11 protein-coding genes and 1 pseudogene are annotated in these 13,236 nt (G+C 66.0%); 9 read left to right on the top strand and 3 right to left on the bottom strand.

The features are described 5' to 3' along the window. Window positions 1-79 precede the first annotated feature (79 nt). From ABIA42_RS20525 to ABIA42_RS20515, 3 genes and pseudogenes are all read left to right on the top strand, one after another. Window positions 80-893 (top strand): annotated as a pseudogene (locus tag ABIA42_RS20525) (UDP-2,3-diacylglucosamine diphosphatase). Window positions 894-906: 13 nt separating this feature from the next. Further along, a complete protein-coding gene (locus tag ABIA42_RS20520) occupies window positions 907-1,950 on the top strand; it encodes a glycosyltransferase family 4 protein (RefSeq protein ID WP_370124025.1) in 1,044 nt (347 codons plus the stop codon). A 64-nt stretch (window positions 1,951-2,014) separates the two neighbouring features. Further along, window positions 2,015-2,998, top strand: a complete 984-nt coding sequence (locus ABIA42_RS20515; RefSeq protein ID WP_271533245.1) for a threonine/serine dehydratase — start codon at window positions 2,015-2,017, stop codon at window positions 2,996-2,998. A 366-nt stretch (window positions 2,999-3,364) separates the two neighbouring features. Here ABIA42_RS20515 and ABIA42_RS20510 read toward each other — a convergent pair whose 3' ends face one another. Beyond that, on the bottom strand, window positions 3,365-5,110 hold the full coding sequence (locus tag ABIA42_RS20510; protein ID WP_370121861.1) for a caspase domain-containing protein: 1,746 nt from the start codon (window positions 5,108-5,110) through the stop codon (window positions 3,365-3,367). Window positions 5,111-5,275: 165 nt separating this feature from the next. On the opposite strand from ABIA42_RS20510, the gene ABIA42_RS20505 reads away from it, so the two are divergent. Further along, the gene (locus ABIA42_RS20505) at window positions 5,276-5,719 is read left to right on the top strand and encodes an RbsD/FucU family protein (protein ID WP_370121863.1); all 444 of its coding nucleotides are present in this window, start codon (window positions 5,276-5,278) and stop codon (window positions 5,717-5,719) included. 138 nt (window positions 5,720-5,857) lie between these two features. Continuing rightward, window positions 5,858-6,217 (top strand): hypothetical protein, encoded by a 360-nt coding sequence (locus tag ABIA42_RS20500; protein ID WP_370121866.1) that lies wholly within the window; start codon window positions 5,858-5,860, stop codon window positions 6,215-6,217. Between the two features lie 167 nt (window positions 6,218-6,384). Here ABIA42_RS20500 and ABIA42_RS20495 read toward each other — a convergent pair whose 3' ends face one another. After that, a complete protein-coding gene (locus tag ABIA42_RS20495) occupies window positions 6,385-7,749 on the bottom strand; it encodes a hypothetical protein (RefSeq protein WP_370121868.1) in 1,365 nt (454 codons plus the stop codon). 75 nt (window positions 7,750-7,824) lie between these two features. Between ABIA42_RS20495 and ABIA42_RS20490 the strand changes: the two genes are divergently transcribed. Then, the gene (locus ABIA42_RS20490) at window positions 7,825-9,021 is read left to right on the top strand and encodes an MFS transporter (protein ID WP_370121871.1); all 1,197 of its coding nucleotides are present in this window, start codon (window positions 7,825-7,827) and stop codon (window positions 9,019-9,021) included. On the opposite strand, the gene dgcA is transcribed toward ABIA42_RS20490, so the two are convergent. Beyond that, complete coding sequence (gene dgcA / locus ABIA42_RS20485; RefSeq protein ID WP_370121874.1) at window positions 8,991-9,986, bottom strand: N-acetyl-D-Glu racemase DgcA; 996 nt, start codon at window positions 9,984-9,986, stop codon at window positions 8,991-8,993. The two genes, ABIA42_RS20490 and dgcA, sit on opposite strands and share 31 nt — an antisense overlap. 134 nt (window positions 9,987-10,120) lie before the next feature. Between dgcA and ABIA42_RS20480 the strand changes: the two genes are divergently transcribed. From ABIA42_RS20480 to ABIA42_RS20470, 3 genes are read left to right on the top strand one after another with little or no spacing between them, the layout of a single operon-like run. Beyond that, window positions 10,121-11,254: an ABC transporter permease gene (locus ABIA42_RS20480; RefSeq protein ID WP_271533238.1), complete on the top strand. Its 1,134-nt coding sequence runs from the start codon at window positions 10,121-10,123 to the stop codon at window positions 11,252-11,254. A gap of 2 nt (window positions 11,255-11,256) precedes the next feature. After that, a complete protein-coding gene (locus ABIA42_RS20475; RefSeq protein ID WP_271533237.1) occupies window positions 11,257-12,027 on the top strand; it encodes an ABC transporter ATP-binding protein in 771 nt (256 codons plus the stop codon). Window positions 12,028-12,056: 29 nt separating this feature from the next. Further along, on the top strand, window positions 12,057-12,923 hold the full coding sequence (locus ABIA42_RS20470; RefSeq protein WP_271533236.1) for an MlaD family protein: 867 nt from the start codon (window positions 12,057-12,059) through the stop codon (window positions 12,921-12,923). Window positions 12,924-13,236 lie beyond the last annotated feature (313 nt).

Raw genomic sequence — 13,236 nt, 5'->3', positions numbered from 1 at the left:
GAAGTTTGATTCGTATCTGAGGTGCCTCAAGGTTCAATCGGTCATCCCCCTGTCACGGGACATTGTTACAGGCTGGCGCATGGGAAGTTACGCTGTGAGTGACGAGAGCCCGGAGCGGCGCTTTCGTACCTTGTTCATCTCCGACGTCCATCTCGGAGCCCGCGGTTCTCAAGCCGATCTCCTGCTCGACTTCCTGCGCTACCACGATGCCGACACGATCTATCTCGTCGGCGACATCGTCGACGGCTGGGCGCTGAAATCGAGCTGGCATTGGCCGCAATCGCATAACGACCTCGTCCAGAAGCTGCTGCGCAAGGCGCGCAAGGGCGCCAAGATCATCTACATCCCCGGCAATCACGACGAGTTCCTGCGCAACTATTACGGCACGCATTTCGGCGGCATCGACGTGGTCGAGAACACGGTTCACGCCGGCGCCGACGGCAAGCGCTATCTCGTCATCCACGGCGACATCTTCGATCTCGTGGTGCAGAACGCGCGCTGGCTTGCCCATCTCGGCGACAAGGCCTACGACTTCGCGATCCAGATGAATCGCCTCGTCAACTTCTTCCGCCGCCTGTTCGGCGTGCCCTATTGGTCGCTGTCGCAATGGGCCCAAGCAGAAGGTCAAGAACGCCGTCAACTATATCGGCGCGTTCGAGCAGGCGCTCGCCGCCGAGGCGCGGCGCCACGAAGCGGACGGCGTGATCTGCGGCCACATCCACTACGCCGTGATCCGCGACGAGGCCGGCATCCGCTACATGAATTGCGGCGACTGGGTCGAGAGCTGCACCGCCCTGGTCGAGCATGACGACGGCCATTTCGAGATCATCACCTGGGCGGATCATCTGCAAAAGCCGGCAGCCGTCCCGCAGGTCGCGGCAAGAGCCGCATGACAAAGGCCGCATGATGCGCATCCTGGTCGCGACCGACGCCTGGCACCCGCAAGTCAACGGTGTGGTTCGGACGCTGACTAAGCTTGCTGACGCGGCCAAGGATCTCGACGTCGAATTCGCGTTCCTGACGCCGCAATCGTTCCGCACCTTCGCGATGCCGAGCTATCGCGACGTGCGGCTGGCCATGCCGCGCCCGGCCCGGATCGCAAGGCTGATCGAGGAAGCGCGTCCGGACAGCATCCACATCGCGACGGAAGGGCCGATCGGACTGATGGTCCGCCGCTATTGCCGCCAGCGCAAGCTGCCGTTCACGACCAGCTTCCACACCCGTTTCCCCGAATATGTCCGCGCCCGCGTGCCGGTGCCGGGCTCGCTGATCTGGCACGCGCTGCGCCGTTTCCACGCGCCCAGCCGTGCGGTGATGGCGGCAACCCCGGCGCTGGCCCGCGAACTGACCGACCGCGGCTTCGACAATGTCGTGCTGTGGCCGCGCGGGGTGGATACCGGCCTGTTCCATCCCCGTGCCATCGATCTCTGCCTGCCGGCACCGGTGTTCCTGTCGGTGGGCCGGGTCGCGGTGGAGAAGAATCTCGAGGCCTTCCTCGACCTCGATCTGCCCGGCACCAAGGTCATCGTCGGTGACGGCCCGGCGCGTGCCTCGCTGGAGGAGGCCTATCCCGATGCGATCTTCCTCGGCGAGAAGCAGGGCGAGGCGCTGGCGGACATCTACGCGGCCGCCGACGTGTTCGTGTTCCCCAGCAAGACCGACACGTTCGGCCTGGTCCTGCTGGAAGCGCTCGCCAGCGGCCTGCCGGTGGCGGCCTTTCCGGTGAAGGGCCCCCGTGACGTGATCGGCGATGCGCCGGTCGGGGCGCTCGATCACGATCTGGGCAGTGCCTGCTTTGCCGCGCTCGACGTCTGTCGGCAGGACTGCGTCGCGTTCGCCGCCAACTACACTTGGGAAGCCTCGGCGCGGGTCTTTATCGACAGCATCAGGGCGGCTGGCGCGGTGCTGCCCGGCGGGAACGGGACGGAACAGCCGCGCTTCGTGGCCTGATCGGGAGAAATCCTCGCGCGGAGGTGTCTTGCCGGGGCCTCGTCGGCCGCGATACCATTCCGCCATGACCGAGCAGCTCCTCCCGGTCGGCCCTGCCGACATCGATGCCGCAGCGCGCGTGATCGCGCCTTACGCCATCCGCACCCCGCTGTTGTCCTTCCCCGTGCTCAACGAGCGCGTCGGTGCGAAAGTGTTCTTGAAGCCGGAGATGCTCCAGCGCACCGGCTCGTTCAAGTTCCGCGGCGCCTTCAACAAGGTGTTCTCGATTCCGCAGGACAAGCGCGCCGGTGGCGTGGTTGCGTTTTCCTCGGGCAACCATGCCCAGGGCGTGGCAGCCGCGGCAAAGATCCTCGACATGCAGGCCACCATCGTGATGCCGGCGGATGCGCCGCTGTCGAAGCGCGAGCGCACCAAATCCTACGGCGCCGAGGTCGTGCTGTACGACCGCGATCGCGACGACCGCGAGGCGATCTCCCGCGGCATCGCCGAGAAGCGCGGCGCGACGCTGGTGAAGCCCTATGACGATCCCTTCGTGATCGCGGGGCAGGGCACCGCCGGCCGTGAGATCGCCGAGGACATGGCGAGCCTCGGTCTCGCTCCTGATATCGTGGTGGCGCCGGCCTCGGGCGGCGGCCTGATTGCGGGCGTCGCGACGGCGGTGAAGGCGCGCTATCCGCTCGCCGAAATCGTGGTGGCCGAGCCGGAGGCATTCGACGATCACGGCATCTCGCTGACCGCCGGCCACCGCGAGCCGCATCCACCCGCAGGCCGCACCATCTGCGATGCGCTGATGGCCTTGATACCCGGCGAGATGACGTTTGCGATCAACAGCAAGCTGCTCGCGCGCGGCGTCACTGCATCGGACAAGGAAGTCGGCGCGGCCGTCGCGTTCGCCTATCGCGAGCTCAAGCTCGTGGTTGAGCCCGGCGGCGCCGTCGGCCTCGCCGCGCTGCTCGCGGGGCGTCTCGACGTCGCCGGAAAGAACGTCGTCATCGTGCTCTCGGGCGGGAACGTCGACGCCGATCTGTTCGCCGAGCTGGTGGCTTAGCGCCGTCATTCCGGGGCTCGCGAAGCGAGAGCCCCGAATCCATTTCTCCACCGACTCTGCCGCACAATGGATTCCGGGCCTGCGCCTCTCGGCGCATCCCGGAATGACGAAGCTCAAGAGCTGACATGAAGAAGGGGCAGAGCGCTGCGGCTCTGCCCCTTCTGGTTTGTCGATCTTGTGGTTCGAACTATCTGCGTGCTCGGTGCAACCTCTCCCGCTTGCGGGAGAGGTCGGCACGCAGTGCCGGGTGAGGGCTTTCTCGAAACGGGGATATTCTCAGTAGTCCACCAACTTTCCCATTGCGGAGGCACCCTCACCCCAACCCTCTCCCGCAGGCGGGAGAGGGAGCGCACCTTCTGCGTGGTTTCAGCGCATGAAGCCGCCGCGACGGTTGCCGCCGCCGTTCATGTTCGGCGCCTGGTTCATCGACTGCCGGAAGTTGTCGTTGCTGTTGACCATGCGGTTCGGCTTCGCATTGAACTGCGGACGATTGTTCAGGACCTGCACCTTGTTCACCGGGTTGCTGTTGGGCTTCACGATGCCGGTGTTGCCGTTGGTGATGCGGATCGGGCGGTTCTGCGTCTGAACATTGATCGGCTTCGCGTCGATCTTCGATCCGCCCTTGCCGACATTCACCGGCATGCTCACGATCTTGCCGGGGATGCGGTTGCTCTTGCTCATGTTGCTCGGCGCGGGCAGGGTGACGATCTTGCCCGGGGTCTGCGACGGCGTGCCGTTCTGCTGGTTCGGCGGGTTGCCCGCAGGCAGGGTGACGATCTGACCGCCATTGCCGAGCTTGCCGAGGACGTTGCCGTTGCCGTCGATCGGCTTCTGCACGACCGGCAGGTTGCCGTCCATCTGCGACGCACCATGACCCTGCTGCATCAGCGGCATATATTTGGGCTGGCCGAGATTGCCGATCTTGAGGGTCGGAGCAATGTTCTGCGGCGCCAGGAACTTGGTCGCCTGCATCAGGGGGATCTGCTTCGGCTGCGCCTGCAGCTTCAGCGCGACCTGCGCATATGGGCTGTTGCCGTAGCTGTCATGGAAGCTCTTGTAGGCAAGGGGCGAGTTCGCGAGCACCGCCTTGTGCCAGGCCTGCGAGATCAGGAGGTTCTTGAGCAGCCAGCGGACGTGGTCGCACAGCGGATCGTGCGGATACATCTGGATGAACTCCTGATAGTATTCCGGACGGCCCTCGGACACGACGTAGTCATAGGCCTGGCGTGTCGAACGGCTCGGCAGGTTGGAGGCCATCTGCACGACAGGCGCCTTCACCGGCGCGCGGTTGGCGGCAACCGCGGTGTCGCCGAAGAAGGTGAAGTCACTCGTCAGCGAGGAGCTCTCCCACGGGATCTGCGCGCCGCTCGTGGTCTGGTTGACCTGCAGGCGCACGCGCTTGAACAGCTGCTCGATCGGCACGTTGGGCTCGCGCGCGACGTTCAGGAACGCCTGCGTATAGGGGCTGTGACCGCCCGTACCGTCGAGCGCCTCGGCGCCCGGCGCAGTCGAGTAGCCGACGATCGATCCGTTCGGCGCGTCGACGATGGCGAGGCCGCGGCCGGCATCGTTGACCTCGGGGAACGGGTTGTTGCGGCAGGCATCGAGAATGACGATGCGCATGCGGCTCGGGATCGTCTCCAGCGTGGACATCACGTCGACGAGGCGCACCGAATTGTTGACGAGCTCGGTCGGGCTGGAGACCTTGGCGTCGACGGGAACGAGATAGTTCTCGCCGGCGAGCTGCACGCCGTGACCGGCGTAATAGACCATCGCCACCGTGTTGGGACCGCGCGAGGCGACCTTGGCGGAAAAGTCCTGGACGACGCGGAGCATGTCGTTCTGGGTCAAATCGGTCGCTGCGACCACTTCGAAGCCGGCGGAGTTCAGGAACTGCGCCATCGACTGCGCGTCATCGTCGGGGTTCGCAAGCTGCGGCGCGTTCTGGTAGTTCGCATTGCCGATCACCAGCGCCACCCGCTGCTCGGGGCCTTGCAGGGCGGTGGGGGCGGGTGCAACCGGGGCGACCTGCGCGGAAACGGGCCCGCAGGCGAAGCCGAACAGGCTTCCCAGCAGGCTCGCCGTCATCAGGAAAGGCTTTAAGCGGAACATGGCGTGCTCCTTTGGCACTCATCTCGATGCGAGATTGGTTGCGAGGAAGCCTGGCCGCGTTCGAGCCTGTGGTCCGTGATCCCTATCACCATGGCCGCGTACGTGATCTGAATCACGCTTGGAACCTGCTATGGTTAGCGATCGATTGGGAGGATAGTGCGCCACATGCTGAAATCGATCGATCCGATCCTGACGCCCGACCTTCTCTGGCGGCTCGCCTCGATGGGCCATGGCGACGACCTCGTTTTCGTCGATGCCAATCACCCGGCCACCCGCATCGCGCAGGGCACCTCATCGCAGCGCCTGATCCAGCTGCCGGGCATGAGCATGGAGGTCACCATCCGCGCCATCATGTCGGTCTATCCGCTCGACGATTTCGATCCCGATCCGGTGCGCGTGATGATGCCGGTCGACGATCCCGACCGCGTGCCCGAGGTGCAGTATGCGGTGCTGGCGGAGATCGCGCGCGCGGCCGGTCGCCCCGTCACTCCCGGCAAGCTGTCACGGGCGGATTTCTATCGTGCGGCGGCGGCAGGCTTTGGCGTCGTGCAGGTCGGCGACAGCAGAGGCTATGGCTGCTTCCTGCTCCGCAAGGGCGTGATCAGCTAGCGGGGCCGCGTTCGATTGACGCACGGCTTGATGCAAAGCGGATGCGGTCATCGTGTGCGATGATCCTGTGCATGGCCACGTTCATCCAGCACTCGAATTTGAATGGCGTTCTCGCGGCCGACTGTTTAGAGTCAACGTATGTCGCGCCTTGTGTGTCTATCTGTTGCTATCGTTCTGTCGCTGCTGCCGGCCGTCGCGCTCGCTGAGGCCGCGCAAAAGCGTCCCAAGCCGGTCTGGAAGGGCTACGGCTTCCTGCCGGGCTATCGGCAGCCGCTGAGCAACAGCATTCCGCTCTACAAGCAGAAGGACGCGATGCGGCGCCTTGCGCGCAACGACCGCCGCCATTGGTACATCGACCCGGTTCCGCAATATTACCGCTGGGATGGCGAGTGGCATTATTTCGGCCGCCCAGGCTTCAACGGCGGCCGCTACAATGGCGGCAGTTTCGGTCCGTGCTGGACGCGAACACCGATCGGGCCGATCTGGAATTGCGGGTAAGCTGACAGCGGCGGTGTCGTGCCCCGGACGCAGCGCAGCGTCTCTTTGACGGTGCGCTGCAGAGCGGGGCCCAAGTGGCAGTAGAACTCGTGGCTCCTGGGTCCCGGATCTGCGCTTCGCTTGTCCGGGACACGAGAGCGAACGGCGCGGGAAAGAGCGCGCGCCCCTTACGAGAAGAACGCGATCTTCTCGGCCTGGGTCATGCGGCGGATCGGGGCGAGCGGGTCGTTGGCCGGCGCGCGCGGCTTCTGCAGGATGCCGCTGGCGAGGATGGTGGCGCCGAGCGAGGGTTCGGGTGAGGACGCGGACAGCGGCGAGGGCATCGGCAGCGTCGCGGTCGACGCTGCGGCGAATGTTGCCGTGGCCGCCATGGCCGGGGCCTGCTGCTCCATCACCTCGGCGGCGGCTTCGGCAATCGCGTCGGTGAGGCGCGCGAGCGAGTCCATCGCGATCGGTGCGTCCGCGGCGGGCTCTTCCGCGACGACAGGCTCGGAAGCGATCGATTCCGGAATCTCGGCGGCAACGGGCGCTGCGACGTCCGAGGCCATCGGTTCTGGCGTCGTCGCGGCCAGCTCGACCGGCTCGATGATCTCGTCGAACTCCGGATCGGGCGCGGCCATCTCCAGCGCGATGGCGTCGAGGATGGCTTCGTCCTCGGCTTCCGCGGCGGCATCGGGCGAGAACGCGTCGGCGGCCTCCGCGAGTGCGGGTTCGGCGGTCGGCTCCTCGATAGCGACGTTTTCAACCGCGACCTTGTCGGGCGCGATGTCGCTTTCGGCAGCCGTCTCCGGCACGGCGACAGCCTCGACAGCCTGTTCGGCCATGGCGAGCGCTTCGGTGGCGCCGGCCTTCTCAGCGGCTGCCTCGGGCTCGGGAGTTGCTGCGATGTCCTGCGGCGTTTCCGTAAAAGCCACGGGGGCTTCGCTGGCCGTCTCGGCGGGCGCGGCGGCCTGCGCAGGCGCAGCGTCGGCGGACGGCGCGGCCTGCGGCGTTGCGCCGCCGTCAAGCTGCTCGACACGATCCCTCAGCAGATCGAAGGCGGCTTTGAGCTCCACTCGGGGGTCGATGGTCGACATCTGTCCGCAGGCGGCCTCGATCGAGGCAAGCTGCGAATCAATGAGGTCGCAGATTCGCCCGTCGGCGCCGATCTCGCGCCAGCGCCAGGAGATCTCCTTGATGATGCGCACCCCGCGCGGGATCGGCGCGAGGCTCGCCTCGATCGCCGCGGGATCGAACGCCGCGATCGCGATCGTCTCGGCCTCGCGGATGGCGCGGCGGATCTCGACCAGCGCTTCGGGCAGGCGGTCCTCGACGACGGGTTGTCGCTGCGCCGCAAGGGTTTCTTCGATTCTGGCGACCGCATCCAGGACCATGCTTGTGTCGGCATTGCGGTTGCGCTTGGCGTATTCGCCGAGGAACCAGCGGCCGCGCGCGGTCTCCATGAAGGCTTCGCGGATCGCGTCGTAATCCTGCTCGTTCGGCTCGGCCGCGCGGGCAGACATGGGCGAAAGGGCGAATGCTTCGTTGGCCATGACAATCTCGTCGCGCAAATCAGTGCGCGCTACTGTAACGATCACCACGATATCGACCGAATCGCAATTGGTTTGATGCAGTCCGAATCACAAATCCCCATCGCGGCAGCCAGGAAGCGGCGATTCGCCGTGAGCCTCGCCCTGTTCTATTCGGCCGTGTTCGCGGTCTCGGGCACGCATCTGCCGTTCTTCCCGGTCTGGCTCAAGGCGATCGGCATCGACGCAGCCTGGATCGGGCTCATCAACGCGCTGCCGGCGATCACGCGCTTCACCACGCTGCCGCAGGTCACGGCGTTCGCCGAAAAGCGGCATGCCATTCGCGCTGCCATGATGGTGTCGGTGCTGGCGACCGCGATCGGCTTCACGGCGGTCGGCTTGCAGCAGCAGCCGCTGGCACTGTTCCTGATCTATGCGCTGACCTGCATGATGTGGACGCCGACGATGCCGCTGACCGATGCCTATGCGCTACGCGGTGTCGCCCGCTACGGGCTCGACTACGGACCCCTGCGGCTGTGGGGCTCGGCGGCGTTCGCCGCCGGCTCGCTCGCCTGCGGCTATCTCGTCGACGTCATCGCGGCGCGCGATCTGATCTGGGTCATCGTGGCCTGGGCGGTCGTTGCGGTGCTCGCCAGCTTGCTGCTTCAGCCGCTCGACGATGTCAGGCACAGGACGACCGAGAGGCATGCCAGCACGGCGCTGCTGCGCGATATCGGCTTCTGGGCGGTCATCGCCTCGGCCGCGCTGATCCAGGGCAGCCATGTCGCCTATTACACCTTCTCGGCCATCAACTGGCAGCTCCATGGGATCAGTGGGCTGACGATCGCGGGGCTGTGGACGCTGGGCGTGATCGCCGAGATTTTCGTGTTCGCGCTGTCGCCGCGCTTCTCGCTGCACCCGTCCACGATGATCGCGATCGGCGGGCTCAGCGCCGTCGTGCGCTGGGTCGTCACCGCGAGCGAGCCGCCGCTCGCGCTGCTCGCGATCGTGCAGCTCGGCCATGGTCTCACCTTCGGCATGACCATCGTCGGCACCATGAATCTCCTGGTGCAGCGCGTCCCGGCGCATCAGATCGCGCGGGGGCAGGGCTACTATGCCGCCTGCAACGGGCTCCTGGGCGCTGCGACCTCGATCGCGTCAGGCGCGATCTACGCCCGCATCGGCGATAGCCTGTACTACGTGATGGCCGCGATGGCCGGCCTGGGGGCGCTCGTGATCTGGTCAGCGCGGCACCGCCTCACGGCTCATCCCCACAGCGCGGAATCAGGCGGATAGACCAGGCTTCCGTCGTAACGCAGCCCATGATCGCGATCGCGCGCGAGCAGCAGGGGCCCGTCGAGATCGACGAAGCGCGCCTGCGGCGTCACCAGCATCGCCGGGGCCATCGACAGCGAGGTCGCGACCATGCAGCCGATCATGATCTCGAAGCCGAGCGCCTGTGCGGCATCGGCCATGGCAAGCGCCTCGGTGAGGCCGCCGGTCTTGTCGAGCTTGATGTTCACGGCATCGTAGCGTTCGCGCAAAGGCGCGAGCGAGGAGCGGTCATGCACGCTCTCGTCGGCGCAGACCGCGATCGGGCGCCTGATCCGCGCCAGCGCCTCGTCCTTGCCTGATGGCAGCGGCTGCTCCACCAGGGTGACGCCCGCTGTGGCGCAGGCGGCGAGATTGTGCTCCAGATTGGCTTCGGTCCAGGCCTCGTTGGCGTCGACGATCAGCTCGGATTCGGGAGCGGCTTTGCGTACCGCCGCGATCCGCTCCGGGTCGCCGTCGCCGCCGAGCTTGATCTTGAGCAGCGGCCGGTGCGCCGCTTTGGCGGTCGCCGCGGCCATGGCCTCGGGGGTCGCTAACGAGATCGTGTAGGCGGTGATGCGCTCTCCGGGCGTCGGGCGGTTCAGCAGGTTCCAGGCCCGCAGGCCGGCCGACTTGGCCTCGAGGTCAATCAGGGCGCAATCCAGGGCGTTGCGGGCCGCACCCGGCGGCATGGCCGCCTGGAGGGCCTGCCGGGTGAGACCGCCCGCGAGGGCCTGCTGCATGGCCTGGATGGCGGCAAGGGTCGCCTCCGGTGTCTCGCCGTAGCGGGAATAGGGCACGCACTCGCCGCGGCCGGTCAGGCGGTCGTGGCTTACCTCCACCACGACGGTCACGGCCTCGGTTTTGGCGCCCCGGCTGATGGTGAAGCTGCCGGCGATCGGGAAGCGCTCGATTCGCGCCGCCAAAGTTACTAATTTCATGGAAGTCATTTTGAACTCTGGCGAAATCTGAACCTGCTAGTTACCTCTATCAACTAACATTAACCACTTGGGGATACCTTCTCTGGGTAAGGGCGCGTGCGCAACCATCTGATTTTCTCCGCCCCGGTACGGGAGCGGACATTTTGAGCAGCGATCCGAAGCTCGAACGGATTGCCAAAGGCAACGCGCTGGCACTTTGCGCTACCGGGACCTGGACCGCGAGCTTCGCGCCGGTCCTGGAGCGGATGGTGGCTGACGCCGAGAAGCTCGCCGGCGGTCCGCAAAGCATCTTCATCGACGTCTCCGAGGTCGCCAAGCTCGACACTTTCGGCGCCTGGCTGATCGAGCGGCTGCGCCGCAGCCTGACCCAAGGCGCTGTCGAGGCGCAGATCGCGGGCCTCTCCGCCAATTATTCCAGCCTCGTGGACGAGGTGCGGCGGGTCAGGGCGACCCAAGTGGTCGACAGCAGCACGATCACCATCTCCGGCATGCTGGAGCAGATCGGCCGGACCGTGGCCGGTGTGGCCGGGACCGTGACAGGCCTCGTGGATATGCTCGGCGCGGTGCTCGCGGCGGGTTTTCGCGTCTTGATCCACCCCCGCTCGTTCCGCCTGACCTCGACCGTGCACCACATGGAGCAGGTCTGCTGGCGCGCGGTGCCGATCATCGTGCTGATCACCTTCCTGATCGGCTGCATCATCGCGCAACAAGGCATCTTCCATTTCCGCCGCTTCGGCGCCGACATCTTCGTCGTCGACATGCTGGGCGTCCTGGTGCTGCGTGAGATCGGCGTGCTGCTGGTCGCGATCATGGTCGCGGGCCGCTCCGGCAGCGCCTACACCGCCGAGCTCGGCTCAATGAAGATGCGCGAGGAGATCGACGCGCTACGCACCATGGGCTTCGATCCGATCGAGGTCTTGGTGCTGCCGCGCATGCTGGCGCTGGTGCTGGCGCTGCCGATCCTTGCTTTCCTCGGCGCGATGGCTGCGCTCTATGGCGGCGGTCTGGTTGCCTGGCTCTATGGCGGGGTCGAACCCGAGGCCTTCCTGCTGCGCTTGCGCGACGCCATCTCGATCGATCATTTCATCGTCGGCATGGTGAAGGCGCCCGTCATGGCCGCCGTGATCGGCATCGTCGCCTGCGTCGAAGGGCTCGCCGTGCAGGGCAGCGCGGAATCGCTCGGTCAGCACACCACCGCATCGGTGGTGAAGGGCATCTTCTTCGTCATCGTCATGGACGGCGTGTTCGCCATCTTCTTCGCCTCGATCGGGATGTGACGATGGCGGGCGAGATTCAGGATCCCATCATCCGCGTCCGCGACATCACCGTGCAGTTCGGCACGACGCGCGTGCTCGACGGGCTCAATCTCGACGTCAAGCGCGGCGAGATCCTGGGCTTCGTCGGCCCTTCCGGCGCGGGCAAGTCGGTGCTGACGCGCACCATCATCGGCCTGGTGCCGAAGGTCGCAGGCTCCATCGAGGTGTTCGGCGTCGACCTCGATTCCTCCAGCACGTCGGAGCGGCGCAACGTCGAGCGGCGCTGGGGCGTCCTGTTCCAGCAGGGCGCGCTGTTCTCCTCGCTCACCGTCGGGCAGAACATCCAGTTTCCGATGCGCGAATACTTGCGCGTCTCGCAGCGGCTGATGGACGAGATCACCATGGCCAAGCTCACCATGGTCGGGCTCAAGCCTGAGGTCGCCGAGCGTTTCCCGTCCGAGCTCTCCGGCGGCATGATCAAGCGCGTGGCGCTGGCGCGCGCATTGTCGCTCGATCCGGACCTCGTCTTCCTGGACGAACCGACCTCGGGCCTAGACCCGATCGGTGCCGGCGACTTCGACGAACTGGTCAGGACCCTCCAGCGCACTTTGGGGCTGACCGTTTTCATGGTAACCCACGACCTCGACAGCCTATACACAGCATGTGATCGCATCGCCGTTTTAGGGAACGGTAAGATCATTGCGGCAGGGTCGATCGCCGACATGCAGGCCTCGCAGCATCCCTGGCTGAGGCAGTATTTTCATGGCAAGCGCGCCCGCGCGGTCATGGGTTGAATAGCTGGGTTGAGTAGCCGGAGCACCTGATGGAAACGCGGGCGAATTACGTATTGATCGGCTCGTTCACGCTGGCGGTGATCGCCGCGGCGATCGGCTTCGTGCTGTGGTTCCAGTCGCTGCACACCACCAAGCAGCGCAGCCCTCTGCGCGTCGTGTTCGAGGGGCCTGCCGCGGGCCTGCGCAACGGCGGCAGCGTCAATTTCAACGGTATCAGGGTGGGTGAGGTGGTCTCGGTGAAGCTGGACAACCCGCGGCGGGTTGTCGCACTCGCCATGATCGAGAACAACGCCCCGATCCGCAAGGACACCCTGGTCGGCCTCGAATTCCAGGGCCTCACCGGGGTCGCCGCAATCTCGCTCAAGGGCGGCGACGAGGCCGCGGCCCCGCCGCCGCTCGACCAGGACGGCATCCCCACGCTCACCGCCGATCCCAACAAGCTTCAGGACGTCACCGAGGCGATCCGCGGCACGCTGCAGAACATCAACAAGATCGTCGCCGACAATCAGGAATCGGTGAAGAACTCGCTCAAGAACCTCGAGACCTTCACCAACTCGCTGGCGCGCAATTCCGAGAAGATCGACGCTGTGATGGCCAAGGTCGACGGCGTCATGCTCAAGGCCGACAGCCTCATGCTCGGCCTCAACACGCTGGCCGGCGGCAAGGATGGCGGCGAGCTGTTCCAGGCGGTGAAGTCGATCCGCGAGCTCGCCGACGATTTCGACAAGCGCTCCGGCGCGCTGATGGCCGACGGCCGCCGCACCCTCGGCGATATCAGCCGCGCCGTGAACAATTTCGACCGCAACCCGACCCGCGTGCTGTTCGGCGCCAGCAACTCGTCGCAGCCGGCCCCGCCGCCCGAGCCGCCGAAGCCGGCGGCGGCGCCGAGGCGGTAGCAGGCCTTCTTCCCTTTGGGAAAAGGTTGCGCGCGTAGCGCGTCGAATGAGGGGCTCTCTCTTGAATCGAGATGACACGCATGCGCCGGCCGGTAGGATGGGGATCTAAGCGGTAGCCCACCCTGCGGTGCCAGACCTGACGGGCTTCGCAAAGGCCGATCCTGCGATCTGCAGCGGGAGATCCAAATGCGCCTGCCCCGAGCCGTCCTATTGCTGGCGCTGGCGAGCCTATTGGCCTGCGGGCCGGCTCACGGCGCCAAACGCCCGAAGAGCCCGCCAGCGGCCGCGCCGAAAGCTAACGACTCCGGCATCA

The sequence above is a fragment of the Bradyrhizobium sp. USDA 327 genome (genome assembly GCF_041262065.1).
Lineage (GTDB): Bacteria > Pseudomonadota > Alphaproteobacteria > Rhizobiales > Xanthobacteraceae > Bradyrhizobium > Bradyrhizobium liaoningense.
This window is presented reverse-complemented; position numbering and strand designations above follow the sequence as displayed.